General features: G+C 57.5%; 28 protein-coding genes. 6 read left to right on the top strand and 22 right to left on the bottom strand.

What is annotated here, in order from left to right; translation table 11 throughout:
- Positions 1 to 54: 54 nt before the first annotated feature.
- Complete coding sequence (ribA, locus tag C8N45_RS00695) at positions 55 to 1137, bottom strand: GTP cyclohydrolase II (protein ID WP_108384299.1); 1083 nt, start codon at positions 1135 to 1137, stop codon at positions 55 to 57.
- Positions 1138 to 1287: 150 nt separating this feature from the next.
- On the opposite strand from ribA, the gene C8N45_RS00690 reads away from it, so the two are divergent.
- From C8N45_RS00690 to pdeM, 4 genes are all read left to right on the top strand, one after another.
- Positions 1288 to 1974: a response regulator transcription factor gene (locus C8N45_RS00690; RefSeq protein WP_108384297.1), complete on the top strand. Its 687-nt coding sequence runs from the start codon at positions 1288 to 1290 to the stop codon at positions 1972 to 1974.
- Positions 1975 to 2241: 267 nt separating this feature from the next.
- A complete protein-coding gene (locus C8N45_RS00685; protein ID WP_108384296.1) occupies positions 2242 to 2616 on the top strand; it encodes a rhodanese-like domain-containing protein in 375 nt (124 codons plus the stop codon).
- A gap of 36 nt (positions 2617 to 2652) precedes the next feature.
- Entirely contained in the window at positions 2653 to 5058 is a 2406-nt protein-coding gene (locus C8N45_RS00680; RefSeq protein WP_108384293.1) for a ligase-associated DNA damage response DEXH box helicase, read from the top strand.
- A gap of 24 nt (positions 5059 to 5082) precedes the next feature.
- A complete protein-coding gene (gene pdeM / locus C8N45_RS00675; protein ID WP_108384291.1) occupies positions 5083 to 5766 on the top strand; it encodes a ligase-associated DNA damage response endonuclease PdeM in 684 nt (227 codons plus the stop codon).
- A 449-nt stretch (positions 5767 to 6215) separates the two neighbouring features.
- Here the strand turns inward: pdeM and folD are convergent, their stop codons facing one another.
- The 16 genes from folD to ruvC all read right to left on the bottom strand — a co-directional run bounded on the left by folD (position 6216) and on the right by ruvC (position 21601).
- Positions 6216 to 7109, bottom strand: a complete 894-nt coding sequence (gene folD / locus C8N45_RS00670; RefSeq protein ID WP_108385070.1) for a bifunctional methylenetetrahydrofolate dehydrogenase/methenyltetrahydrofolate cyclohydrolase FolD — start codon at positions 7107 to 7109, stop codon at positions 6216 to 6218.
- 82 nt (positions 7110 to 7191) lie between these two features.
- Complete coding sequence (locus C8N45_RS00665; RefSeq protein ID WP_108384289.1) at positions 7192 to 8868, bottom strand: formate--tetrahydrofolate ligase; 1677 nt, start codon at positions 8866 to 8868, stop codon at positions 7192 to 7194.
- Positions 8869 to 9012: 144 nt separating this feature from the next.
- Entirely contained in the window at positions 9013 to 9591 is a 579-nt protein-coding gene (locus C8N45_RS00660; protein ID WP_108384287.1) for an MOSC domain-containing protein, read from the bottom strand.
- Positions 9592 to 9736: 145 nt separating this feature from the next.
- Positions 9737 to 11653, bottom strand: a complete 1917-nt coding sequence (gene ftsH, locus C8N45_RS00655) for an ATP-dependent zinc metalloprotease FtsH (protein ID WP_446001683.1) — start codon at positions 11651 to 11653, stop codon at positions 9737 to 9739.
- Positions 11654 to 11737: 84 nt separating this feature from the next.
- Complete coding sequence (tilS, locus tag C8N45_RS00650) at positions 11738 to 13009, bottom strand: tRNA lysidine(34) synthetase TilS (protein WP_108384284.1); 1272 nt, start codon at positions 13007 to 13009, stop codon at positions 11738 to 11740.
- Complete coding sequence (gene ybgF, locus C8N45_RS00645; protein ID WP_108384282.1) at positions 13000 to 13821, bottom strand: tol-pal system protein YbgF; 822 nt, start codon at positions 13819 to 13821, stop codon at positions 13000 to 13002. Before ybgF ends, tilS begins: the two co-directional genes overlap by 10 nt.
- 20 nt (positions 13822 to 13841) lie before the next feature.
- Positions 13842 to 14375, bottom strand: a complete 534-nt coding sequence (gene pal / locus C8N45_RS00640) for a peptidoglycan-associated lipoprotein Pal (protein WP_108385069.1) — start codon at positions 14373 to 14375, stop codon at positions 13842 to 13844.
- Between the two features lie 68 nt (positions 14376 to 14443).
- A complete protein-coding gene (tolB, locus tag C8N45_RS00635) occupies positions 14444 to 15760 on the bottom strand; it encodes a Tol-Pal system beta propeller repeat protein TolB (protein WP_168769372.1) in 1317 nt (438 codons plus the stop codon).
- Positions 15761 to 15932: 172 nt separating this feature from the next.
- Positions 15933 to 17072 carry a cell envelope integrity protein TolA gene (tolA, locus tag C8N45_RS00630; RefSeq protein ID WP_108384281.1) on the bottom strand — a complete coding sequence of 380 codons (1140 nt, stop codon included), beginning with the start codon at positions 17070 to 17072 and terminating at the stop codon, positions 15933 to 15935.
- 3 nt (positions 17073 to 17075) lie between these two features.
- Complete coding sequence (tolR, locus tag C8N45_RS00625) at positions 17076 to 17552, bottom strand: protein TolR (protein WP_108384279.1); 477 nt, start codon at positions 17550 to 17552, stop codon at positions 17076 to 17078.
- 1 nt (position 17553) lies between these two features.
- Positions 17554 to 18231, bottom strand: a complete 678-nt coding sequence (gene tolQ, locus C8N45_RS00620) for a protein TolQ (RefSeq protein WP_181868891.1) — start codon at positions 18229 to 18231, stop codon at positions 17554 to 17556.
- Between the two features lie 112 nt (positions 18232 to 18343).
- Positions 18344 to 18730 (bottom strand): tol-pal system-associated acyl-CoA thioesterase, encoded by a 387-nt coding sequence (ybgC, locus tag C8N45_RS00615; protein WP_108384276.1) that lies wholly within the window; start codon positions 18728 to 18730, stop codon positions 18344 to 18346.
- A 20-nt stretch (positions 18731 to 18750) separates the two neighbouring features.
- The gene (locus C8N45_RS00610) at positions 18751 to 19380 is read right to left on the bottom strand and encodes a hypothetical protein (RefSeq protein ID WP_108384274.1); all 630 of its coding nucleotides are present in this window, start codon (positions 19378 to 19380) and stop codon (positions 18751 to 18753) included.
- Between the two features lie 29 nt (positions 19381 to 19409).
- The gene (gene ruvB, locus C8N45_RS00605) at positions 19410 to 20429 is read right to left on the bottom strand and encodes a Holliday junction branch migration DNA helicase RuvB (RefSeq protein ID WP_108384272.1); all 1020 of its coding nucleotides are present in this window, start codon (positions 20427 to 20429) and stop codon (positions 19410 to 19412) included.
- A 9-nt stretch (positions 20430 to 20438) separates the two neighbouring features.
- Positions 20439 to 21098 (bottom strand): Holliday junction branch migration protein RuvA, encoded by a 660-nt coding sequence (ruvA, locus tag C8N45_RS00600; protein WP_108384271.1) that lies wholly within the window; start codon positions 21096 to 21098, stop codon positions 20439 to 20441.
- Positions 21095 to 21601: a crossover junction endodeoxyribonuclease RuvC gene (ruvC, locus tag C8N45_RS00595; RefSeq protein ID WP_108384269.1), complete on the bottom strand. Its 507-nt coding sequence runs from the start codon at positions 21599 to 21601 to the stop codon at positions 21095 to 21097. The genes ruvA and ruvC overlap by 4 nt, the downstream gene beginning before the upstream one ends.
- A 314-nt stretch (positions 21602 to 21915) precedes the next feature.
- On the opposite strand from ruvC, the gene C8N45_RS00590 reads away from it, so the two are divergent.
- On the top strand, positions 21916 to 22125 hold the full coding sequence (locus C8N45_RS00590; RefSeq protein ID WP_108385067.1) for a DUF1127 domain-containing protein: 210 nt from the start codon (positions 21916 to 21918) through the stop codon (positions 22123 to 22125).
- Between the two features lie 137 nt (positions 22126 to 22262).
- Here C8N45_RS00590 and C8N45_RS00585 read toward each other — a convergent pair whose 3' ends face one another.
- The 3 genes from C8N45_RS00585 to msrA form a co-directional block, all read right to left on the bottom strand.
- Positions 22263 to 22607: a hypothetical protein gene (locus tag C8N45_RS00585; RefSeq protein WP_108384268.1), complete on the bottom strand. Its 345-nt coding sequence runs from the start codon at positions 22605 to 22607 to the stop codon at positions 22263 to 22265.
- Positions 22608 to 22703: 96 nt separating this feature from the next.
- Positions 22704 to 23585 carry a 50S ribosomal protein L11 methyltransferase gene (locus tag C8N45_RS00580; protein ID WP_108384266.1) on the bottom strand — a complete coding sequence of 294 codons (882 nt, stop codon included), beginning with the start codon at positions 23583 to 23585 and terminating at the stop codon, positions 22704 to 22706.
- Between the two features lie 88 nt (positions 23586 to 23673).
- Positions 23674 to 24324 carry a peptide-methionine (S)-S-oxide reductase MsrA gene (gene msrA, locus C8N45_RS00575; RefSeq protein WP_108384264.1) on the bottom strand — a complete coding sequence of 217 codons (651 nt, stop codon included), beginning with the start codon at positions 24322 to 24324 and terminating at the stop codon, positions 23674 to 23676.
- A gap of 101 nt (positions 24325 to 24425) precedes the next feature.
- On the opposite strand from msrA, the gene C8N45_RS00570 reads away from it, so the two are divergent.
- Positions 24426 to 24878: a hypothetical protein gene (locus C8N45_RS00570; RefSeq protein WP_108384263.1), complete on the top strand. Its 453-nt coding sequence runs from the start codon at positions 24426 to 24428 to the stop codon at positions 24876 to 24878.
- Positions 24879 to 24880: 2 nt separating this feature from the next.
- Here the strand turns inward: C8N45_RS00570 and C8N45_RS00565 are convergent, their stop codons facing one another.
- Together C8N45_RS00565 and C8N45_RS00560 are read right to left on the bottom strand one after the other, a co-directional pair.
- On the bottom strand, positions 24881 to 26110 hold the full coding sequence (locus C8N45_RS00565; RefSeq protein WP_108385066.1) for an MFS transporter: 1230 nt from the start codon (positions 26108 to 26110) through the stop codon (positions 24881 to 24883).
- A gap of 63 nt (positions 26111 to 26173) precedes the next feature.
- Positions 26174 to 26674 (bottom strand): Lrp/AsnC family transcriptional regulator, encoded by a 501-nt coding sequence (locus tag C8N45_RS00560; protein WP_108385065.1) that lies wholly within the window; start codon positions 26672 to 26674, stop codon positions 26174 to 26176.
- Positions 26675 to 26720 lie beyond the last annotated feature (46 nt).

Raw genomic sequence — 26720 nt, 5'->3', positions numbered from 1 at the left:
GAAGCCAGAGGCGGGATGGATCAAGATCCATCTTACGGTTTGGTGTCTGTCGGGTCATAAAAGATGCCCTGACTTGCTTGCCTTGGTTGCCAGATAGTCCGTGTTATGCCGGTTTTCCCCCACCATCAGCGGCACACGTTCCGTCACTGTGATGCCTGCGTCCTCCATCCGCGCGACCTTGGCGGGGTTGTTCGTCATCAGCCTGACCGCAGAAAACCCCATCCGTTTGAGGATTTCAGCCCCGATCCGGAAATCACGTTCATCATCCTCAAAGCCCAACCTATGGTTTGCCTCGACCGTGTCGAATCCCTGATCCTGCAACGAATAGGCGCGCATCTTGTTGGCCAGCCCGATGCCCCGCCCCTCTTGGTTGAGGTAGAGCAACACACCTGCCCCTTCGGCCCCCATTTGCGCCAGCGCACCGCGCAGTTGCGGCCCGCAATCGCATTTCAGCGACCCCAGCAGATCACCGGTAAAACAGGCCGAATGCAGCCGCGACAGCACAGGTGCCGCCCGATCCGGCTGACCAATTTCGACGGCATAATGTTCCTCTGCCCCGTCATCGGGCCGAAAAACATGCAGCCGCCCCGCCTCGGACACCGCAAGCGGAAGACGGGCGCTGATCACAGGGTGCAGCGGACTGAGTCGCTGTTGCAGGACCTCCGCACCCGGCACGATCGTCAGATTATGGGCAGCGGCAAAGCCCGCAGGGTCTTGCGTTGTCAGCGTAAGGGCTGCAGGCAAAAGTCTGGCGGCCTTGACCAAGGCAATCGCGGCCCGGTGCAGATGTGCCGTGCCATCACGCGCACTGTGCAGGGGACCTTTCATCGGGCTGCGCAAATCATCAGCAGGGTCCGCCACGGCACGCACCCATGCGGCGGTTGCATCGGGGGGCAGAAGGATGCGGGCGATATCCCCATCGTAGGCGCGCGCCTTGAGTGTCTGTGCCCGCCTGCTGGTGATGGACAACGTCAACTCGCCGTCCAGCGTGCGAAGATGCGCGAAGCGGTCCGGATCAAGCGACTCGACCGCAAGAACGATCAGCCCCTCTTCAAGCACAACCGGCACGCCCATCCGCAAATCGGCCCGCGCACGGGCGATCCGTTCTGTAATATCGGGGGACAGGTTTGTGGGCATATGTTTCTCTTTCCTGCTCTCAACTATCGGTTTCCGGACAAAAGTGAAACAATTCGCAGCCAATTCACACGTCCGTGTGAAATTTTCTGCTCTGACTTGTCGAAAGCACTTCAAGAACACATTTCTATTACCAGAACGAAGGAGATTGTCATGGGACAAGCAAAAAGAATTCTGCTCGTGGATGATGACGACGATCTGCGCGAAGCACTCGGCGAACAGCTGATAATGACAGACGAATTTGACGTGTTCGAAGCTGACGATGGGGCAAGCGCGCTCGTCAAATCGAAGGAAGGTCTTTATGATCTGATGATCCTCGATGTGGGCCTGCCCGACACAGACGGCCGCGAACTTTGCAGGCTGCTGCGCAAGCAAGGGGTCAAATGCCCCATTGTGATGCTGACAGCGCAAGACAGCGACGCTGACACGATTCTGGGATTGGACGCTGGCGCCAACGACTACGTCAGCAAGCCGTTCAAATTCCCGGTGCTGCTGGCAAGAATCAGAAGCCAGTTGCGCACGCACGAGCAATCCGAGGACGCTGTTTTCCAGATGGGGCCCTACACCTTCAAGCCTGCGCAGAAACTGTTAGTGCGCGAAGATGACAGCAAAATTCGACTGACCGAGAAAGAAACGAATATTCTCAAGTTTCTTTACCGCGCAACCGAAGGGGTAGTGGCCCGCGACGTGCTGCTGCATGAAGTTTGGGGCTACAACGCAGGTGTGACAACACACACGCTTGAGACCCATATTTATCGTCTTCGCCAAAAAATAGAACCAGATCCGTCCAATGTTCGCCTTCTTGTGACCGAATCCGGGGGCTATAGATTAGTGGCGTAGTAACATCGGCGGCCGGGTTCTTGTCCCAGATTCTGGCCGCCAGCGCAACAGAACCCCGCCGGTGATCGGGTTATATCACCACCTCCCTGTTGGACTTGCCCGGGCCTTGTGCCCGGGTCTTTTTTCCTGAACGGGCTTGCGAGATTGGCGCAAGACTATGGCCAATGGCTATCTGCGGTCTACTTCCTCCACAGGTTAAAGCATGAATTCAGGCGCCGCCCTGAAATACTTCGTGCACCCCGCACGCAAAACCAAAGGAGTTACCAAATGAAAAATTCAAGCGACTTTATGACCGAAGCAAACGCGATCGTACCGCGCATCTCGGCCGAGGAAGCAATTGCCAAACACGCGGCAAGCGAAGCGATCTTTGTGGATGTCCGCGACAGTTCTGCAATCGCAAAATCCGGCACAATTGCCGGGGCGCTGACAATTCCCCGTGGCATGATCGAGTTTGTCGCAGATCCCGAAACCCAATTCCACAATGCCGCGCTGCAAAAAGATGCGGACATCAACCTGATTTGCGGCGCCGGTGGGCAAGCGGCATTGGCGGGCAAGACGCTCAAAGATATGGGGTTTACAAACATCACCAATGTTGGCGGCTTTGGCGATTGGAAAGCCGCTGGCGGTCCTGTCGCAGAATAGGGTTGACCAAAGGCTGGCAAAGATCACCTTTGAGCCATGACCAGCCTTCCACCAATTTTTTCCGACTGGTTCAGCCACCGTGGCTGGACCATTCATCCCCACCAGCACGATATGCTGGAGCGTGCAGAAGCCCCGGCGCTCTTGCTGATCGCGCCGACGGGCGGGGGCAAGACGTTGGCGGGCTTCCTGCCCACTTTGGCCGAACTGGCGGATGGCACGCACGAAGGGCTGCATACACTTTATGTCTCGCCGCTCAAGGCACTGGCCGCGGACATCAAACGCAACCTGCGCACGCCTGTCGCAGAAATGTCCCTGCCGATCCGGATTGAGGATCGCACGGGCGATACCTCCTACACGCAAAAACGCAAACAACGCGCCGACCCGCCGCATATCTTGCTGACCACGCCCGAATCGCTGGCCCTGCTGACAAGTTACGAAGACGCGCCGCGTATGTTCAAAGGTCTGCAACGGATTATCGTCGATGAGATCCATGCGCTCGCTGAAAGCAAGCGCGGCGATCAACTGATGCTGGCGCTCAGCCGGTTGCAGGCGATAGCGCCCGACCTGCGCCGCGTGGGGCTGTCGGCGACCGTCGAAGACCCTACCGCCATCGCGCGCGCATTGGCCTGCCATCCGGACCCCTGCCCCATTCTGCAAGCAGACCCCGGCCCGGACCCTGACATTCAAATGATGATCACCGCCGAAAAACCACCCTGGGCTGGCGGCGGTGCAAAATATGCCATCCCCGAAGTGCTTGAGCAGGTCAGGCAGCACAAAACGACGCTGATCTTTCACAATACGCGCGCGCAGGCCGAAATCTACTTTCACAACCTGTGGCTTGCCAACACCGATGACCTGCCGATTGGTATCCACCATGGCAGCCTGTCGCGTGAACAGCGCGAAAAGGTCGAAACGGCCATGGTCAATGGTGATCTGCGTGCCATCGTCTGCACCGGTTCACTTGATCTGGGGATCGACTGGGGCGACGTGGACCTTGTTATTCAGGTGGGCGCGCCAAAAAACGTCAAGCGGCTGGTCCAGCGGATCGGACGGGCCAATCACCGCTATAACGCGCCTTCAAAGGCACTTTTGGTGCCCGCCAACAGATTTGAAGTGGTCGAATGTGTCGCGGCATTGGAAGCCGTCAAAGCACATGATCTGGATGGAGACCCCAAAGGCGCGGGACCGCGTGACGTCCTGTGCCAGCATATCCTAATCAGGGCCTGCGCTGGCCCGTTTCAAGCGGATACGCTGTTTGACGAGGTCAAAACCGTCGGAGCCTATGCAGGGCTGAGCCGCGCAGCCTTTGACGATTGTCTGGAATTTTGTGCCACAGGGGGCTACGCGCTACGGGCCTATGATAAATGGAAACGGCTGCTACAAACGGATGACGGCGCGTGGCAATTGCGCGACCCGCGCGCCGCACAGCGCATTCGCATGAACATCGGTACGATTCAGGATACCGACACCCTCAAAGTGCGGTTGCGCGGCAACTTCAAGCCCTTGGGCGAGGTAGAGGAAGCGTTTGCCGCAACCCTGACTCCGGGGGACACATTCCTGATTGGCGGGCAGATCGTACGTTACGAAGGACTGCGCGAAATGACGGTCGAGGTCTCGCGCAGGGCCGACAAGACACCCAAGATCGCCACCTTCATGGGCACGAAATTCGCAAATTCGACACAGCTGTCCCAACGTATCCTGCGCATGTTGCAACAGGATAAGTGGCCAGACCTGCCCGACCATACGGCCGAATGGCTGGGGCTTCAGCGGCAATATTCCAAAATGCCCGAGGCAGACCGGATTTTGGTTGAAAGCTTCGGCTTTGATGAGCGCGAATATACCTGCGCCTACGGGTTTGCCGGACGTAATGCGATGCAGACACTTGGCATGTTACTGACCCAACGGATGGAAGAACTGCACCTGCACCCGATGGGATTTGTGGCCACGGATTACGCAACACTGATCTGGGGACTGGACCGGGTCGATGACCCTGCCCCTTTGTTTCGCGCACCTGACCTACGCGATGGTTTTGAAAACTGGCTGTCGGGAAATGCCGTGATGAAAAAGACCTTTCGGGGCAGTGCCACAATCGCCGGTCTGATCGAAAGAAACCTGCCGCAGGCGCGCAAATCCGGGCGGCAGGCCACCTTTTCGTCAGATATCCTGTATGACACGTTGGCCAAATACGACCCGAACCACCTGATGCTGCAAATCACCCGCGAAGAAGCAATGCGCGGCCTTGTCGATTTTGGCCGGATCGAGGAAATGCTGGCCCGGACGGCTGGGCGCGTTGATCACGTCAAGACCAAACGGATCACACCATTCGCTGCCCCACTGTTTCTGGAAATGGGCCGTGTGCCGGTGAAAGGGGCAGCGCAGGAAAGGTTGATTGAAGAAACCGCAGCACAGATGATGGATAGCGCCGGTCTGTCCGGCCTGTGACCCAAGACGAAACGGACCCGCCCCATGACGGATTACGCATTTGATTTCAATGGTACGGCTTGTCGGGCACTGCCGTCGGGCGGGCTCTTTCTGCCCACGCATAAGGTGCTGTGTGTGTCTGACTTGCATCTGGGAAAATCTGACCGGATCGCCAGGCGCAGCGGCATGATGCTGCCCCCCTATGAAGTGCACGAAACGCTGACCAAGCTTGAGACGGATATCGAGGCAACCCAGCCGCAGACCATTATCTGCCTTGGTGACAGCTTTGATGATCTGGACGCGGCATTGGATCTGCCCGATGACATGCGGATGTGGCTGGCCCGCCTGCAAGCCGGGCGCGCTTGGGTCTGGATCGAGGGCAACCATGACCCCGGGCCAGTCGCACTTGGTGGCACCCACCTGCGCGATATCAGCATCGGTACACTGATTTTTCAACATATTGCCAGCCAGGCCGTGGCCGAAGTGTCAGGCCATTATCACCCCAAACATCGCGTCGCCGGGCGCAGCAGGCCTGCGTTCCTTTATGACGGCAAACGGCTCATCATGCCTGCCTACGGGGCCTACACAGGCGGACTGTCAAGCAACACGGATGTTCTGCGCAACCTGTTTTCGGAACAAACCATCGCGATCTTGACCGGCCCAAAAGCTATCCCCGTGCCGGTTGCAAAAAACCGGCGGCCTGTTCGGTCTGGTGGTAGATTTTACTGAACGGCACTTTCGCGCCTGTTTCCATCAACAGATATTCGCGGTTTCCTCGCGCAGGCTATCTGCAACCGACGTAGCAGCGACCCAATGGGAACGATAAGCAAAGAACCCAGAACACCATCCGTTTCGAAAGGCGCGCAGCGGCGCCATCTGGCAATCAGGCCAACAACCGTGGCAACGGAGCAGTGTCGGCAGGCTCCACAGCTTCGCGGGCATGAAATGAACCAGCAAGTCAACCGTGACAGCAACCCCGAAGAAACGAATCGCAATCGTAAGAAATAGCTTCAATTTTTGAATGTAATCAGGTCTTTACATCGTTTCGGTAAACGCCGCGCAACGTTCATATGTTGTGGGCGTTTCACCTTTATCTGATGCCTCAGGTTAAAGGCGAAACGCTTTAGGCCGAACACACCCACAGGGGGATCATCGTCCCGCCATCAGCAAGTGGTTATTCAGACGGTGAGTCCCTCCGGCTCCGGCAGGCCGTTTGCACGACAGCACGCGGTCACTGTATTGGCCAGCAAGCAAGCAATTGTCATCGGTCCCACACCACCCGGCACCGGGGTGATCGCACCGGCTACGGCAGCGCAGCTTTCATAATCCACATCCCCGACCAATCGGGTGCCACCATCGGGTTTCTCAATGCGGTTGATGCCAACGTCAATGACGGTGGCACCCGGTTTGATCCAGTCACCCGGTACCATCTGCGGGCGCCCCACTGCTGCAACAACGATATCGGCCTGGCGAACAACGCCAGGCAAATCCGCCGTCCGCGAATGTGCGATCGTCACCGTGCAGCTTTCGCCCAACAACAGCTGCGCCATTGGTTTGCCAACAATATTGGACCGGCCAATCACTACCGCATTCAGCCCCGACAACGATCCATGATAATCGCGCAGCATCATCAAACAGCCCAAAGGGGTGCAGGGCACCATGCTTTTCTGTCCCGTGCCCAAAAGGCCTACGTTTGAAATATGAAACCCATCAACATCCTTGGACGGATCAATACTGTTGATGACCAGATCGCTATCCAGATGCTCCGGCAATGGCAGCTGAACCAAAATGCCATGGACTGCAGGGTCCGCGTTCAACTGATCAATCAGCGCCAGCAAATCCGCCTCGGAGGTATCCGCGTCAAGCCGATGCTCGAAAGAGGCCATGCCAACCTCCACAGTCATCTTGCCCTTTGAGCGGACATAGACGTGACTTGCGGGGTCTTCCCCTACCAGTACAACAGCCAACCCCGGGGTAATTCCATGTTCAGCTTCAAGACGTGCGACATGCGCACCAACTTGCTCGCGTATCTTGGCCGCGAACGCTTTTCCATCCAACACAGTTGCCGTCATATCATCTCTTTCCAACATTACGGGAGGGTGGGTGGGCGTCGTCCCGGACATGGTCCGGGTCCAGCGTCGCCCTGCCCGATCTTCAGAACAAACCTTCGATCTGCCCATCTGCATTCAACATGATCTGCTCCGCCGAAGGTACACGCGGCAGACCGGGCATCGTCATGATTTCACCACAGATCACCACAATGAAACCCGCGCCCGCCGCCAGACGCACTTCGCGCACAGGCACCGAATGGCCAGTCGGGGCGCCGCGCCGGCTTGGATCGGTGGTAAAGCTATATTGGGTCTTGGCCATGCAAATCGGCAAATGACCATAACCCTGCTCTTCCCACTGCTTCAACTGGTCCCTGATCTTGCCGTCCGCAATCACCTCGTTGGCGCGATAAATCTTCTTTGCAATTATATCGACCTTGTCAAACAAGCTCATTTCATCGGGGTAGATCGGCGCAAAATCAGCTTCATCTGCATCGGCAATTTCAGCAACACGGGTTGCAAGCTCTCTTGTCCCTTCAGACCCCAAAGCCCAATGTTTGCACAAGATCGCCTCTGAACCTTCAGCCTCGACATAGGCTTGCACTGCCGCAACTTCGGCGTCGGTATCGGTCACGAAATGATTGATGGCGACAACCACCGGCACCCCAAAACTTTTGACATTCTCGATATGACGGCCAAGGTTGGCGCACCCCGCCTCGACGGCCTCGACATTTTCCGCGCCCAAATCAGCCTTGGCCACGCCGCCATTCATCTTCATGGCGCGCACGGTTGCGACAACAACGACACAAGAGGGGGCAAGCCCGGCTTTGCGGCATTTGATGTTCATGAACTTCTCGGCACCCAGATCAGCACCAAAGCCCGCCTCTGTGACGACATAATCGGCAAGTTTCAGCGCCGTTGTGGTCGCCGTCACCGAATTACACCCATGCGCAATGTTAGCGAACGGGCCACCATGAACAAAGGCAGGGTTGTTCTCAAGCGTCTGGACAAGGTTCGGCTGCATCGCGTCTTTCAACAGAACCGTCATTGCGCCATCTGCCTTGAGATCGCGGCAATAGACAGGGCTGCGGTCACGGCGATATGCGACAATGATATCCCCCAGCCGCTTCTGCAAATCTTCAAGGTTCCGGGCCAGACACAGAATCGCCATCACCTCTGACGCGACCGTGATATCGAAACCGGTTTCACGTGGAAAACCATTGGCCACACCGCCCAGCGATGTGGTGATCTGCCGCAGCGCGCGGTCATTCATGTCAAGAACACGCCGCCAGACAACACGACGAATATCAATCTCGAGCGCATTACCCCAATAAATATGATTGTCGATCATGGCCGACAGCAAATTATGTGCCGATGTGATCGCGTGAAAATCGCCCGTGAAATGCAGGTTCATGTCCTCCATTGGCACAACTTGCGCATAGCCGCCCCCCGCAGCCCCGCCTTTCATGCCAAAACAGGGTCCAAGCGATGCCTCGCGAATACAAACCGCCGCTTTCTTGCCAATCGCATTCAACCCGTCGCCCAACCCTACGGTGGTGGTGGTTTTTCCTTCGCCAGCGGGGGTCGGATTAATCGCCGTCACAAGAATCAACTTTCCATTTTCGCGGCCCTGCACCGAATCAATCAGACTTTGGCTGACCTTCGCCTTGTCATGGCCATAGGGAAGCAGATCATCGCTTTCGATGCCCAGCTTTGCGCCGATTTCCTGAATAGGGCGCTTGGACGCTGCGCGCGCAATCTCGATGTCAGACTTGTATTCCATGACCAGTTTCCCTGTATCCGGCACATCATGCCATTTAAGTTATAGGACGTTTCTAGTCATAGCCCAGCAAGACGTTGGCTTAGTTTGCGACACCTTGGGCTGCGGAATCGTCCCTCACAACCAAATCCATGTCGGATCGGAAACTTAGGGTCGCCACGCGCGCTGATCAGGCACATGAAGCCGAACGCCGTCACCCACCGTAATACGGCCCTCGCGTTCGATCCAGGCCGTCACGCCGCGCTTGCCCTGTGCTGCCGCCTTGAAGTGATCGCCAGCACCCGGCACATCCTGGTTGATCACCTTGGCGGGCAAATGACAGGGGCGGTTCTCCATATCCACGACAATGGCGGAACCGTCCGCAAATTGCAGGCGCGAGGATGGGGGCAAATGGGTGAAATCCGGGATACCGCTGATTACCAGTGACGCACCGATATGTGCCGGGTCAAAAGCATCCAAACCACAATCTGCCGCAATCTCTGCCAACTCTTCAGCAGACATGACCGAAAGCTGGCGCACGTTGCGAATTTCTGTGCCTTTAGGGTACTGGCTGCGCACACGCACACAGGCAGGTCTTGTCAAACCACCGTGGGATTCACCGGGGATGCCAGCAAAGGTCAACTGCGCCTGCGTCTGCGGGGAAGATCGCAAATTCGCCGTGCGGTCAGGCACGTGACCGATCCACACTACTTCACCGTAGATATCCGTTGGCTTCAGCGCAGGCATTGGATCAACTCCGTTTGGTGTTCCAACGCGGGATACTCAACGCAACCGCAATCAACAACCGCAAATCCCTGCTTCTTATGGCCACAAATATCCCCGCCGGAGGCCCTAACAAAAAAATGCCGCCCCGAAGGGCGGCACTATTGGATCAGGTCGAAGGTTCCGGTTCCATCCCGCCGTCGGGCGCGCGGGGTTTCTTTGGCTTCGTCTTTGGTACAGCCGTCACAGACGGTGTCCCGCCCGAAGGAGGCGTATCATCGGCATCATCGCCCAGATTCGGCGGATCACCGGCCATCACGCGCTTGATCTCTTCCCCGGTCAATGTCTCGTATTCCAAAAGACCCTGTGCGAGACGCTCAAACTCGTCATGCTTTTCAAGAATAATTGAGCGCGCGCGCTCGTACCCGGTCTGGATAAACCCACGCACTTCTTCTTCTATCAGTTCCTTCGTGCTTGCCGAAACAGACAGGCCGGCAGTATTGCCCTGATAGCCTTCGTGGGCTTCGGCATAGTCGATATTGCCAACCTTGTCTGACATGCCCCAGCGCAACACCATCGCACGGGCCAACTGGCTGGCCTGCTGGATATCGCCAGCAGGTCCGTTGCTCACCTGCTCTTCACCATATTTGATGATTTCCGCCGCCTTTCCCGCCATTGTCATGGCCAGACGCTGATGACACTCGTCCTTGAACATGTTCAGACGGTCCATTTCCGGCAGGCTCATCACCATACCCAGGGCGCCGCCCCGCGGAATGATCGTCGCTTTGTAGACCGGGTCGCATTTGGGCAGGCTGATGCCAACAATCGCGTGGCCCGCCTCGTGATAGGCCGTCATTTCCTTCTGTTCCGCGGTCATGACCATCGATCGGCGTTCAGCACCCATCATGACCTTGTCTTTGGCGCTTTCAAAATCGACCATCGTGACAAAACGGCGCCCGACGCGCGCCGCCATCAATGCGGCCTCGTTCACAAGGTTGGCCAGATCAGCACCAGAGAAACCGGGCGATCCGCGCGCGATGATCCGCAGATCAACGTCCGGACCCAATGGAATTTTCCGGGCATGCACGCCAAGGATTTTCTCGCGCCCTTTGATGTCCGGATTTGGCACCGTCACCTGACGGTCAAAACGACCGGGGCGCAGCAAGGCCGGGTCAAGCACATCCCGACGGTTGGTGGCCGCAACGATGATCACGCCCTCGTTCGCTTCGAAACCATCCATTTCGACCAAAAGCTGGTTCAGCGTCTGTTCACGTTCGTCGTTCCCGCCGCCGTAGCCTGCACCACGCGAGCGACCAACCGCATCGATTTCGTCGATGAACACGATACATGGGGCGTTTTTCTTGGCCTGCTCGAACATGTCACGAACGCGCGACGCGCCCACACCAACGAACATTTCAACAAAATCCGAACCCGAAATAGTGAAAAAAGGTACGCCCGCTTCACCGGCAATCGCCCGTGCAAGCAGCGTCTTACCCGTACCCGGAGGGCCCACAAGCAGTGCGCCTTTGGGAATTTTACCACCCAGACGGCTAAACTTCTGCGGGTTGCGCAGGAATTCGACGATTTCTTCCAGCTCTTCTTTGGCTTCATCAATACCGGCAACATCATCAAAGGTTACACGCCCGTGCTTTTCGGTCAGCAGCTTGGCGCGCGACTTGCCAAAGCCCATGGCACCGCCTTTGCCACCGCCTTGCATACGGTTCATGAAATAGATCCAGACGCCGATCAAAAGCAGGAATGGCAGCAGGCTCACGATGAACGACTGAAACACCGAGGTTTCCTGACTGCGCGCTTCAACCGGGACATTTGCATCCAGCAAAAGTGTTGTGATTTCAGCATCTTGTGGCTTGATTGTCGTATAGACACTGCTGCCTTGCGAGTAGCGCACATTTTCGCCGTCAATGACGACACGTGACACCTGACCGCTATCAACAGCCTGCACAAATTCAGAATAGCTTCGCTGGTCACCTGTCGCAGAGCCTGACTGGCTGCTGAAAAGGTTGAACAGGGCCAGAACCATAAGGAACAGGACGACCCAAAACACCATGTTACGCGCGTTGCCCAAGGGGAACTCCTTCAAAATCGGGGGATGCAGCGACAGAGTCGCGGCAAAAGCGTTTCTTCTAAAATAGAGGCAAAACCTTAATCTTCAATGCGCAAACGGCAGTATGTGAAAATCCGCGACAATCTGCGCTGTCCAGCCATTTGACCGGCCGACAACAGGGGCCGCGATCAGCCTGTCGTTTGACCATACTGCAGGCGTGCAAAGCACCGACGCCCGCGGCAGCCCCGATTGACGCCAATCCGGGCAAGCGCGCAGACCCGCTAGGCCAAGCGCCCTGATTTCCAGTGCCTTGTCGTGGGGGCCCGCCAGTTGCCAACGCCCGTCCCAAATCTCGCGCGTTCCACTGGTCTCGTCGCGCACTGCCTTGAACTCGCGGCTGACCCTTGCCCCATTGTCCTTGACCGTGATCCGACAACCACCAAGCGTTGTGGATTTGCCCTCTGTGATGGCCGCATCGACCCGCGCGATCGATCGTGCCCGCGGGGCATAGCGCGCGGATGAAACCCACATGATCGAACGCACCAACAGACGCCGACGCAGCGCTGGCAGCAAGGCGGCAAATCTGGCGCAGTCAAGAACGACGTCACCCCGATCAAGCGACACAATCTGTGTCGCGGCATCCTGCGCCGCTGCCAGAATAACATCCAACTCTGCGTGCAGGTTCTGCGACACCCGGTTCAGGTCAGCGACAGAAATACCTAATGGCGCCAAGGCTATCAACGCCTGCCGCGCCTTGACCCGGTCAAAACGGATGTCCTCGTTAGACGGATCGTCGATCCAAACGACTTCGTGACGTGTTAGATAATCCCTCAGGGTGGCGCGTTCGTGCGACAGAAACGGGCGCAGGAACGTGACGCCCCTCTCGGTCCAGCGGGGCCGCATTCCCGACAAGCCGTCAATGCCACTGGCCCGCCCCAAGCGCAGCAGAAATGTCTCGGCCTGATCTGTCGCCGTATGGCCTAGCAAAACGTGACTGATCTGGTTATCGGCAGCCCAACGCGACATCAGATCATACCGCGCGACACGCGCCTGGTCCTGCAAATTACCGGTCGTTGCCGTGCGTTCCCATCGCAGGGTTTCGTGAACGACCCCCAGCTTTGCGCATTGATCACAAACGAAAGCTGCTTCGTCAGCGGATGCCGCCCGCAATCCGTGGTCAACCGTTACGGCATGCAACTGCTGCCCTGTTTGCCGGACAAGCCCTGCAAGCACATGCAGCAAAGCCATTGAATCCCCGCCACCGGACACGGCAACGGCGATCCTTTGCGGCGCGTCGCTTTCGAAAGGACTGTAGACACTGGCGAAGATGGATGCGTCTTCACCCTGTTGCTGAAACCAGGCAGGGTCTACTGACATCCCAAATTCTGCATCACCTGCCGTGCGTCAGCGACGGCTGCGTTGCCGGGAAAGCGGACATCGACCTCGGCCAAAGTCAGGCAGGCATCTTGCGTCTGCCCAATCGCCCCAAGGGTGGCGCCCAGTTTGAATAGCGCGTCCGGTGCAATAGTTCCGCTTGGTGCGCCCGAGAATGCCGCGAGATAGGCGCGCGCGGCGTCGGTCATCTGGCCCAGCCCTTCCAGCGCCTCACCACGCATGTATTCTGCCTCTGACGTCAGCGGACTGCCCGGATAGGTCGTGCCAAAGGTCGATAGCTGGTCAGCGGCGCCGCGAAAGTCACCCGAGGCAAGCGCTTCGCGCGCGCGCTCAAAATCGCCCTTTTCACCGACGGCCAATGCCGGTCCGTCATTCGAAGGCTGGGCTGGGTTTGCTGTGGGTCCGGTTGGTATTTCCCCGCCACCCAGCAAGGGGGTATCGCCCAAGTCGCCAATGCTGCAATCGGCTTCCAGTTCACACAAGCGAAATTCCAGATCGCCGACGCGGTTAGTGCCGTCAACAGCAATGCTGTTCACCCGGAATTCCAGCTGTTCGGTCTTGGAGGTCAGGCGCTGTAATTCGGCCTCGATCGCGTTTAGCCGATCAAGGGGCGTATTGCCTGCCACCCCTTGGTTCATCCCGCCTGTGGTAGACAGTTCGCGCTTCAAAGTTGTGATATCTCGGTAGAGGACCGTCAATTGCTGGCGGATGTCAGCCAGTGTTTCTTCTTGCTGCGCCACGCTGGCAATCGGGGCCAGCGCAAGTGCTGCGATAACAACAATACGGTGCAACATAACAGTCCCCCTGCCTGTGGTCAGCTTGTCATAGCCGAGAATGACAATACCGTCACTGCACGTCGGTTGCGTGCATAGCAACTCTCTTGTGAACAAACTTCAATCGGGCGTTCCTTGCCATAGCTGGTGGTCTGCAAGCGGCCCGCAGGTACGCCGCGTGACACCAGATATTCCCGCACGGCATTGGCGCGGCGATTGCCAAGGGCAAGGTTGTATTCGCGCGTCCCCTGTTCGTCAGCGTGGCCTTCGATGATGGCACGGTAATCACTGTTGGTCAGCAGCCACTGTGCCTGCCCATCGAGAATTGTCTGGCCTTCAGGTGTCAGCGTTGATGTATCGACGGCAAAAAGCACCCGGTCCCCGATGGTCTGGTTAAAGAACAAGGGGCTGGTGGGATCACTGGCCGACCCGGCCGGACCGCCGTTCAGACCGTCCTGACCATTCAGCCCGCCCGCACCATCCGCACCAGCGCCGCCGCCGAAACGATCCGGATTAGTACAGGCTGCGGCGGCTAGCGCCAACAGAAGCACTGTCGCGCGTGTCATCATTTTCATGGATACCATCCTGTTTTTTCTGCTCTTGTTTTTTTTCAGCATAGCACGGCTTTGCGGCCATGGAAATCCTATGGTTGCAAGGGCCCCCAAGAGGGGTCGGATGACCCGCCCTGCACCGGCACCGGTTTCAGATTGCGGCCTGACACATCCACCGAATAGACCGACGACACCCCGCCTGCACCTTGGGTTTCGCGGCTAAACATCACGACGCGGCCATTGGGCGACCATGTGGGCCCTTCATCAAGGAAAGAAGAGGTCAGCAGGCGTTCTTCTGACCCGTCGGTGCGCATCACACCGATATGGAAACGGCCAGCGTTTTGCTTGGTAAAGGCAATCAGGTCCCCACGTGGCGACCAGACAGGCGTGCCGTAACGGCCAACCCCAAAGGAGATGCGGCGAGCTTCCCCGCCATTCGCGTTCATCACATAAAGTTGCTGCGTGCCCGACCGGTCGCTTTCAAACACGATCTGACTGCCATCTGGCGAAAAGCTCGGCGCTGTTTCGATCGACGGGGCAGAGGTCAGTTGAGTGAACTGCCCCGTGGCCAGATCAGAGCGGTAAATATCCGTGTTGCCGCCATTGGACAGACTATAAATCACTTGCCGACCGTCACGGGAAAAACGCGGGCTAAAGGCCATTTCGCCCGGGGCTGTCTGCAACTGCTGGCGACCGACGTTGGCCACATTCAGCACATTGATGCGCGGAAAGCCGGATTCAAAGCTTGTATAAAGCACCCTGTCGCCACTGGGCGAAAAGCGGGGGGCCAGCACAATTGCGCTGCTATCCGTCAGATATTGCAGGTTGGCCCCGTCATAATCCATGATTGCAAGGCGCTTCTGGCGATTGTCCTTTGGTCCGGATTCAGACACGAACACAACGCGACTGTCGAAATAGCCCCCTTCACCTGTCACCCGGCTATAGGCGGCATCGGCAACCTTATGCGCAATCCGCCGCCATCCTTCGACGGTGCCAACCAACTGCTGCCCCTGCCCCAGTTCTGACCCCGAAAAGATGTCGAAGAGTCGGAACTTGACGACTAACTGATTGCCACTGACCGACACGGCCCCGGTTATGAGCGCCTGCGAATTGATTGCCCGCCAGTCCGCAAAGGCAATCGGCTGCGCGAATGAGGAAACCTGGGAGATAAACGCAGTCGCGGGAACTTCTCTGAACAGGCCCGTGCCTGACAAATCCTGTGCAACAAGGCGCGAAATGTCATTGGCTAGCTGCCCTGCATTGCCGGTTTCGGCCTGAAAGGTCGGCACGGCAAAGGTGATCGGTTCGATTACCCCATCGGTAATGGTCAGCCGGAGCGGCCCGTTCTGGGCGGCCAGCGGACCGGCCAGCATCAAGGCCAGAACCAGTGTCAGAAGTCGTTTCATCATATCGCCTCACTCCGCATGTCCGGGTTGTTCCCGAAACGTCGCTCATTTGTGCTTCTTAGCAGGCATGTGCAAGCTTTTCACCTCACCTGCGCGTGTCTTTGCTTATCCTATTGGCCTGTCTGCCGGATCACACATCAAATTCATCGTTCTTATCTCCATATCGTGATCCGCATCACCGCAAACGCATCGTGCTGGGGTCAAAAACAATCACAACATCTTTCCATGATTCGTATTTTTCAGCGGGCAGTTGATACCCGTCGCCGCGCGTTGCACAGCGCAAAATGGCGCGGCGGGCAGCCTCGAATGCCGCGCGGGTGGCGGCATCGTTGCCGCTGGGCGAGATAAGTTCGACCCTGTCACCGACGACACGCCGATCACGATCAAGGCTAAATCTGACCTCGACCGCGACATCTGCAGCAGCAGAACCAGTGTTGACGTTCCAGCACGCGCTGACGGCCAGACGGAATGCGGATTCCTCTTGCCCGGTTAGTGGCGGCCCGGCCTGCACATTCGGTGCCTCTGCGGCAGGCGTTGTCGTGGGCGCATCAACATCAATCCCGGCGAGCACGTCCGCGACCAGCGCATCCGTGTCCTCTGGCGGCACGATCTCGGGTTCAGCCTCTGCAACATCCGCGACCGGCGGGGTTGGCCTGCTAGGGCGGGCCTGAGGGCGCACAGAAGTCTGCGGCGCTCCGGACGGCTGTTCATCCGCAGACACGATGCGATCAGACGATTCCGCCAAGGCGGTTTCCGGTTCAGGGGCATCAACAACCACCTCTGCAGGTTCCGGCGATTGCGCGGGAGGGTCATTGGCCACATCATCAACAGCCACATCGGGGGGCGGCGGGGCATTTGGTGCTGGCGTGACAACGTCAGAAGGGCGCGGCGTCGGGCGGTCGCGCACAGCAAGGTCCGGCGCACCTGACGGGGTTGGGGGCGGCGCGGGAATGACAGGGGCATTATCGTCGACAGTCGTCGGCGGTGTAATCTGCGGCGGCGCAGGCGGCGGGGTCTCTTGCGGCGGTTCAGGGACAGGATCAGGGGGCGTAACCGGCTCCGGTGTTGCCTCCTCGATAGGGGCGGCTGGTGGGCTCTGGTCAATGACAGGCTGCACAGGCGCATCAGGCTCGCGCGTGCCAGGGTCAGGCATACTTGACGCGCTTGCAAGCTGTTCGAATTCCTCGCCACTGATGGTGGTCACAACCATCGTATCAAAATCGAGCGGATCGGAATCCAGTCCCCAGCCCAGCAAGAGCCAGCCAATCAGCCCGACATGGCCAATCGCAGAGATATAGGTGCCCGGCGTGCGCATCGCTTACCCGTCAGATCCATCCAGTGTGGGGCCACCGGTTTCGGTCACAAGGCCAATGTCGGTAAAACCACCGGCATTCAGGGCCCCCATGATCCGGGCCACCTTGTTCCAGTCATTGGCCCCGTCGGCACGCAGATAAATCCGCTGGCTGGTGCGCTCTGACGCGATGGCAGTCAGCTTTTGCACCAATTCATCCTCGGGTGTCTCGGTCTCCTGGATCATCACGGCACCGTCAGCAGTGATGGTCACGGTCAAAGGTTCCTCATCATCAGATGCCAGCGCATCAGCCGCCGTTTCGGGCAAATCCACTTCGACCCCAACCGTCAAAAGTGGTGCCGCCACCATGAAAATGATCAACAGGACCAGCATCACATCCACAAAGGGGGTGACGTTGATTTCAGCCATCGGTTGGGTGCGGGTCGCGCGGCGGCGGCGCCGCCTGCCGCCATCGCCCCCCGATTTCATGACACCGGCACCCATATCAGTTATCGTCCAGTTGGCGGCTCAGGATCGTGGCAAACTCGTCGGCAAAGGCTTCATAGCCGCCGATGATGCGATCACTGTCAGCCGACAGCTTGTTATAGAATATCACCGCGGGAATGGCAGCCAGCAGGCCCAGTCCCGTGGCCAGCAAGGCCTCTGCAATGCCGGGGGCGACAACGGCCAGGTTGGTGTTCTGTGCCTCTGCGATTTCGATAAAGGCGTTCATGATACCCCACACAGTGCCGAAAAGGCCCACAAAGGGGGCGGTAGACCCCACAGTGGCCAGCACCGGCAAGCCCTTTTGCATGGTCGCGGCTTCCTTGGCGATGGCCACATCCATGGAACGGTCAATGCGGGCAGTGGCGCCTGCAATCAGTTCACCATCCTGTTTGTGCGACCGGCGCCACTCCAGCATACCAGCCACAAATATCTTTTCCGATGGGCCATCAGGGTCGGTGCCGATCTTTTCAAACAGTCCGTCTAGCGGCTCGCCGGACCAGAACGCGCGGTCGAACACGTCCGCCTCGGCCCGGGCCTTGCGGTATTGGAGGAGCTTGTCGACAATCACAGCCCAGCACCACACAGAGGCGGCGATGAGCAGGATCATCACAAGTTTCACGGTAATCGTCGCGCGCGCGAAAAGCGCCCACATGGTGTAGTCGGTTGCTGCTTCCATTGTGCCTGCTCTGCCTGTTGGCCCCTTCGGAGCTCTGAGTTGGCTCAAGACTAGACCAAGCGGAAATAGAAATCCAATCAAACCGATGTTTCAGACGCCGATGGGCCGGTTTTCAGTGAACAGAGCGGCGGAGCACCGCTGGCAAACGGGCCACTGCGCCCTCCGTGGTCAGACAAACCACAGTGACAAGGGCCGAAAAGAGCGTCAGGTCATCACGTTTGACATCCTGCTGAAACACCAGACGCACACCGGTGTTTTCAACCATTGTACTCTCGACCACCAACGCATCGTCATAACGGGCGGCTGCAATATAATCGGCCTCGACGCGGCGGACGGCAAAGACAAAACCCTGCGCCTTCATTTCCACCTGATCAACCCCAAGCGCACGGACCCACTCGCTACGGGCACGCTCGATGAACTTCAGGTAATTGGCATAATAGACCAGCCCGGCCAGATCGGTATCCTCATAATAAACGCGCAGTGGGAATTGATGGTTCACGGCAATGTCCTCGAATTGGCTCAGTTCAGCCGTCCAACCCTTGCGGCAAGGCGCAGGGCATGGCTGGCATCCTGTGCGGCCAAAGGCATGACCGGATCATAGGCGGCGCGAACGACATCGGCAATATGCGGGCGCAAGACCGCCTTGCCATCAATCATCGCAAGCGGCGGCATCTGGTCAAACGCACTGTCTGACCACAGCACAATCATCTGTACGGCCTGACTCAGGGCCAGCACATCAGCAGACACGCGGGAAAGATGGTCATCCATGCGCAGGAAAACAAAACAGGCACGAATGGCTCCCGCCTCGTCAAATCGGAAAATCCGGTACTGGTTGGCATCCGCTTGTTGGAGCCTGCCGACCAACGGACCAAGGTCCGGCACCAACTGGTCAAGATGCGGCACCTCTGTCAGTTCGGCCCAGTCGCGGCAGAAAAACACCATCAGATTGGCACCCAACTCGGTATCAACCTCGTCCATCTTGTGATTGGCCAGCGTGACAACAGCCTCAACAGCACCTTTGAACACAGCCAGCGTGGCATCATCGACGCCAAAGATCACTGGCGCGATCGGACGGCCCCACCGGGCAAAGACATAAGACCCGTCCGTGCGAGTGAACAACTTTGCAATATCCTGATTTTCTTCGTCCATTCAAACTTCCGCCGGAGGCATCCTCATTCTCAACCAAACAAATCCGTCTGCGACTTGGGCGCTGTCAGTCCCAAATGCGCCCAAGCGGCCTGCGCCAGCATCCGGCCGCGCGGTGTGCGCTGGATCAACCCCTTTTGCAGCAAATAAGGCTCAATCACATCTTCAAGCGAGTCGCGGCTCTCTGATAAGGCGGCCGACATCGTTTCAATCCCCACCGGGCCGCCGCCATAGCTTTCCGCGATCAGACGCAAGTACCGGCGGTCAGCATTATCGAGCCCCAGATGATCGACGCCCAGGCGGGTCAGCGCCATATCGGCGATCTCTTGCGTCACGGTCCCATCGCCATCAACAATGGCAAAATCCACGACACGGCGCAGCAGGCGGCCCGCGATGCGCGGCGTCCCTCGCGCACGGCGGGCAATCTCGCGCGCACCAAGGTCGGCCGCAGGCGCGCCCATCAGACGGGCACCACGGGTGACGATCTGGTGCAATTCGTCCTCGGTGTAAAACTCCAGCCGGGTCGGAATCCCGAAACGGTCGCGCAATGGCGTCGTCAACAGCCCCATGCGGGTCGTGGCACCGACCAGCGTAAAGGGCTGCAATTCAATCCGCACCGTGCGGGCGGCAGGCCCTTCACCAATCACCAGATCCAGCTCGAAATCCTCAAGGGCGGGATACAATACCTCTTCCACAGCCGGGTTCAGGCGGTGGATTTCGTCGATGAACAGCACATCACGCGCTTCCAGATTGGTCAGGATCGCGGCCAGATCACCGGCCTTGGCCAGCACAGGGCCAGAGGTCATGCGAAAATTGACCCCCAACTCGCGGGCCATGATCTGCGCCAGTGTCGTCTTGCCCAGACCGGGGGGACCATGAAACAGGGCATGATCCATCGCCTCGCCCCGCCTGCGCGCACTTTCGATAAAGACCTTGAGGTTCGCGCGCGCCGCACGCTGGCCAATAAATTCATCCAGCGTCTGCGGGCGCAGGGCGCGGTCTTCGTCCTCGGGTTGGCGGTCGGGGCGCAATGTGGGGTCGGGTTCTGACATATTCGCCCTCTATCCCTTCGGGGCCAGCAGCTTCAAGGCCGCACGGATAAGATCCGGGGTATCGGCATCCGGGTTTGCGCCGACAGCTTCGGCCACCGCACTGGCCGCGTCACCGGGGGCATAGCCAAGATTGCCCAAGGCGGAAAGCGCTTCGGCCTGTGCCGGATTTGCCTGTCGAACGGGCGCGCGGCGGGTTGGCGCAGGCGTGTCCGGCTCAATCACCGCATCACCTGTGGCCTCTGCCACGGTGCCGCCCATGGCCATGATGGAGGGCGCTTTATCCTTGAGCTCGATGGCAACCCGTTGGGCCGTTTTGGGACCGACACCCTTTGCTTTCGCGATCGCACTCCAATCACCCAGCGCAATGGCGCGACTGACACCTTCGGCACCAATTGTCCCCAAGATAGCCATGGACGCCTTTGCGCCAATCCCCTGCACCGACATCAACAGGCGGTGCCATTCCTTTTCAACCAGGGTCGTGAACCCGAAAAGCTGCAAGTTATCTTCACGCACCAGCAAATCGGTGAACAGGGCAACCTGTTCGCCGTTTGCCGGCAGGCCAACCATGATGCGCTCTGACACATAGACAATATAGCCGACGCCGCGCACATCAATCAGCACATGATCCGTGCTGCGGTACTCCAGACGGCCTGCGATCTTGCCAATCATGTTGTTGCCTTTGCCAAAGCTCTGCTCAGGGTATTCGCAGACCGGGCGTGATAGGAATGGCAGATTGCAATGGCCAATGCATCGGTGGCGTCTGCCCCGGCCAATTTGACCCCGGGCAATTGCAGTTTCACCATATGTTCCACCTGATGCTTTTCAGCATGACCGACGCCCACGACAGCCTTTTTCACGGCATTCGGAGCGTATTCACCTACGGGAATGCCCGCCTGCGCCGGAACCAGCATCGCGATCCCGCGGGCCTGCCCCAATTTCAAAGTGCCCGCGCCGTCTTTATTGACAAAAGTCTGCTCAACAGCCGCCGTGTCGGGTTGATACAGATGAATCACGTCCGTCAACTGCTCAAACAACGACAGAAGACGCGCCCCCAGATCATCACCGACCGAATGGCAGACCCCGTTTGCGACATGGGAAACACGAGAGCCGGCGACATCGATGACGCCCCACCCCATATTGCGCAAACCCGGATCGATTCCCAAAACGCGCATCTGCTGCCCCTTTTTTCTTATTGTCTTGAAATTGCTAGCACAAAGCGCGAACAAAGACCAAGTGCCTTACTTACCACAGTTCAGCCAGCCCTTTTCTTCAGATGGTCAGAATACGTCACTCCCGGATCTAGACAACACTGCGTTAACCCTTTGTAAAAAAACAGTTAATGGCAAATTTCGCACAAAATTAAGGCATGTTAAGAACGCATATGACCCTTGCGAAAATGGCACTGGTGAAGTCCCCACTTCCACCATAAATGCAACTCATCAATGAAACACGCTGCATCGCAGCATCTTGTAAAAGGAACCCGGCCATGGCCGCTATTGACACATCCCGTCCCGTTGCTGGCAGCACTGCCGGCCGTATCTTCTCTGTCTTTTTCAACATAGCTGACACTTTCAGCGCCTGGAAAGACGCGCGCGCGACCCGCAATGCACTTTCAAAGCTGACAACACGTGAATTGGATGACATCGGGCTTTGCACGAGCGACATCGAAGCTGTTGCAACGCGCAGCCACCGCTAACTCAAGCTTTTTGTCTTTAACCTAAGGCATCAGATAAAGGCGAAACGCTGTCGGCAACGGCAGCCCTGCTGATACAAAAAAGCCGCCTCCTAACAGGGGCGGCGTTTCTTATTCAGACTGTGAAAGTCCCTTATGGCTTATGGGATAACGACTTCCAAGCCCTCGGCGATCATCACGGTTGCAGGATCGGCATGCATGATCCAGCCGCCCGCCTGTTCCATGATTGATCCTGCGTGCAGGGCTGCGACACGCTCATTATAGGCGTCAGCGCCCATATAGGCGAACAAAAAGCCCTTGAACAAAAAGCCCATGACGATCAGGACAGCCAGCCCTTTGAGCGGAAAGCGTGGTGTGTAAACGCGCGGGCTCGCTACGATCAGACCATCAGCATTCACAGTTTTCACGACGCCGCGCGCCATGCGGTCATGCCGACGAACAATGCGCTTCAATCGCTTATCAAATGGGACATTAGCCTGAGCCATGTTTCTCTCCACAAATTACCAGTCACTGGTGTAACGAAAATCACTAACAAATTCGTATATAACAAGCATTTTCTACGGCAACATTGCCAAAAGTCATTAAACCGGTGTGTTTTTGCTCATCATCAGCGTCGCCCAGTCAACAATCTGATCAGTTTTGACCAGATTGAAGCCGTTCTGGCGATAAACCTCTATCACTTGCTCTGCCTGTTCATTCAGAATTCCGGAAAGAATCACATGCCCGCCCGGGGCAACATTGCGCGACATGTCAGGAGCCAGACCAACCAACGGCCCCTTGAGAATATTCGCAAAGACAAGGTCAAATGGCGCCTTTTCTGCAAGTCCAGACGCCGCAAACCCCGCCGCAACGAGACAGCCTACGCGACCGCTCAAGTTGTTTGCGACAACATTGGCATTCGCAACCTCGACGGCCACCGGGTCAATATCACTGGCCAGAACAGATGCCTTTGGCAACACTTTTGCCGCCGCCATGGCCAATACGGCAGTACCACAGCCGACGTCTGCGACATTGCCCGGCGCAACACCGCTGGTCAGAAGGTCATCGAAAGCGCGCAAACAGCCAAGAGTAGTGCCATGGTGCCCGGTCCCGAATGCCATCTGCGCGTCGATCAACAACCCGATTGCATCCGCAGGCAGTTTGTCCGCGTCATGCGAGCCATATACAAAGAAACGGCCCGCAGGCACTGGTGCGAGTTCGCGCTGAACTTTTGACACCCAATCCTGATCCGGCACTTCGGATACGATGAACGGTTTGGCACCATGTATTGCAGCCAGAACGGCAAGCGCCGCATGGTCCGGCGCTTCGGTGAAATATGCACCGACTTCCCACAGCCCGGACCCGTCCTCGACCTCGAAGACGCCGATGCCTGTTGGCTCGGGCGTGACGGCCTCCAGATCGTCTGCAAGGCGGTAAGCAGCGTCTTCGCCAGAAAGCGTCGTAAGTGCCGTATAAGTCGTCATTGCCGGGACCTTGTGAATTGCTAGCCCCCGTTAGGCTGTCGCTGCGCAAGCGTCAAGCCAGCCTGTTGCCCGACACCCATGCAGGTAATCAGGCACCGACACCAATGGGACATGTCACGCCAGTCCCGCCAATGCCACAATAACCCGCCGGGTTCTTGGCCAGATACTGTTGATGATAGTCTTCGGCAAAATAGAATGTTGGCGCGTCGATGATCTCTGTTGTGATGGGACCGTAGCCTGCCTGCGACAAGCGCGGTGCAAATGCCGCCTGCGACTGCTTGGCCGCCTGCATTTGCGCATCGGAATAGGTGTAAATGCCAGAGCGATATTGCGTGCCTGCATCATTGCCCTGCCGCATGCCTTGCGTCGGGTCGTGGCCTTCCCAGAACACCTGCAATAATTGTTCATACGAGATGACAGCAGGGTCAAAGATCACACGCACCACTTCATTATGTCCGGTCTTGCCGGTGCAGACCTCTTCGTAAGTGGCGTTCGGGGTGTAGCCGCCTGCATAGCCAACCATAGTGGATTTCACGCCATCCAGTTTCCAGAACATCCGCTCCACCCCCCAGAAACAGCCCATGCCAAACATGGCCTGTTCCATCCCGGCAGGTACTTCGCTGGTCAGCGGTGTCCCGAAGACAAAATGCGTATCCGCAGTCGCTAGCGGATCGGGGCGTCCGGGCAGCGCGTCAGTCTTTGCCACCATTTCGGATTTATTGCGGTTCACAAAAAACATCAAAAAACTCCTTATTTGGGACATAAATAAATCACCCGCCACCGATATCCAATAGAGACCATCACGTTCGAGTGAAACGAACAGTCAAACAGGACCACATCATGGCGCGCGCTATTTTTACCATCACTTTTGGATCGTATCTTTTTAGCACGGCCTTTACTGTCGTCCTGACATATCTTTCACTGGCACCGTCCAATCTGACGGGGCTTGCCGGGCTGTTTTGCGCAAGCATGTTTGCCAGTTTCGATTACGCAAGGAAAACGGGGCGGAGTATGCACGGCAATGAACGGATCACATGTGCGTTGGGTACCATCGCTCTCATGCTGGTGATTGCGGTGCCTGCCTTGTTCATGGTTTTCGCAGTCGGTGGGCTTTTGACCAATCCAAAACAGTGGACCGAGATGCTCGGCGTCGGTATGGGTGATTTCGCCATGTTTGCGGCTGCTGGCTTGGCACTCTACGCGATTGCCTGCCCAATCCTCATTTATCTGGGCTTGGGGGCCAGCAAGTGGACCGGCTTCAAACCAGCCAAGCCAATGATGAGCGACGCATAAAGTTATTCCGCGGGGGCAAGCAGTCGGCCTTGCAGCGTTGTTTCATGTCCCGGTGCAGGGTGACGGGGGATCAACATTGACAGCAACAGCGAAACCACCGCCATGCCTGCTGCCAACATGAACACCAAACCGGGCGATTTGAGCCAGATATAGCCGAGCAGTGCAGGCAAGAACACCGCCGCAATGTGGTTGATCGTAAACGCCACCGCTGCCGTCGGTGCAATATCCTGCGGATCGGCGATCTTCTGGAAATAGGTCTTGATCGCCAGCGCGAGGCTGAAAAAGATATGGTTCACCACATAGAGCGCAGTCGCCAACGCCACGCCCCAGCCAAAATAGTAGATCCCGCCATAGGCAAAGAACACCAGACACAGGCCGACATACTCAAATATCAGGGCCCGGCGTTCGCCAAAGACGGCGACCAACCGACCCAACATGGGGGCCGCGATCATATTGATGACAAGCGTGAGCAGGAAAAGCTGCGTAATCTCGTCAACCTGATAGCCGAACCGTTCAACCATCATAAAACCGGCGAAAACGACAAAAACCTGACGTCGCGCGCCCGACATGAATTGCAGGGCGTAATAAAGCCAATAGCGGCGGCGCAGAACCATGGTCTTGTTCTGCGGATGCGGGCTTTCGAATTGTGGATAGGCAAACAGGCAGATCAGGGCGACGACAGCAGTGAACCCGCCCGACAGCCAGTAAACAATCGTATAGGTCAGGCCCAAGGCTTCCCACGTCAGAACGATCAGCAGATAGACGACAATCGTGGCCCCTGCCCCGGCGGCGATAATCCAGCCCAGCATTTGCGGCGCGCGGGCCTTGTCGATCCACTGCAATTGCAGGGATTGATTCACTGTCTCGTAATAGTGAAAGCCGATTGACGACAGCATCGTGACAGTCAGAATGCCGCCCATCTGCGGGAATTGCGCCGTGACCGCAGTCGCGGCACCCAGCATAATCAGCGAAACGAGACCCAAGACCTGTTCACGGACAAATATGATCAGGGCGATCACGCCAATCGCAAAAAAGCCCGGGATTTCGCGCACCGTATGCAGCCAGCCAATATCGGACCCGTCAAACCCGGCAACTTCGATTACGAAATTGTTCAGCAAGGCCGACCATGTGGCAAATGCAACTGGCATCGCCATCGCCATGATAAACAACAGGGCTTGTGGTCTGCGCCAGAACGGCAGCGACTGGCTATCTTGAAGGCGGACAAATTTCATGCTGCCGCAATACGCCCAATCCATCCGCAAGGCGAGTAGAATTCGCGGCCATGCTGACCCGGATCAGGCCTCCATTGCCAGACGTTCTTCCAATACGTCAAACGGCACGCCCGGTTCATCCTTTGCGCCCCGGATCACAAGGGACGTCTTGACGCTGGCAACATTTTCCGCGCTGGTCAGTTGCTCGGTCAGGAACCGCTGGAAACTGCGCAAGTCAGGAGCCACGCATTTCAAGATAAAATCCACCTCGCCATTCAGCATATGGCATTCCCGAACAAGAGGCCAAGAGAGACAACGGTTTTCAAAAGCGCTCAGGTCCGCTTCGGCCTGACTGACAAGTCCAACCATGGCAAAGACCTGCACCTCGAACCCCAGTTCCCGCGCATCAACATCGGCGTGATAGCCTTGAATAAAGCCCTGTTCCTCAAGCGTGCGCACGCGGCGCAGGCAAGGCGGGGCAGAGATACCCACCCGTTTGGCCAATTCAACATTGGTCATCCGGCCGTCTGCCTGAAGCTCGGCCAGAATCATCCGGTCAATATCGTCAAGTTTGGTACCTGGCATTGCATTCCCTGTTTTTTGCAATTTGTACGCGTTGATCGACGATCGC

Source organism: Yoonia sediminilitoris (assembly GCF_003058085.1).
GTDB classification, from domain to species: Bacteria; Pseudomonadota; Alphaproteobacteria; order Rhodobacterales; family Rhodobacteraceae; genus Yoonia; species Yoonia sediminilitoris.
Note: the sequence above shows the minus strand (reverse complement) of the source record. Positions and strands in the feature narration are given on the sequence as shown.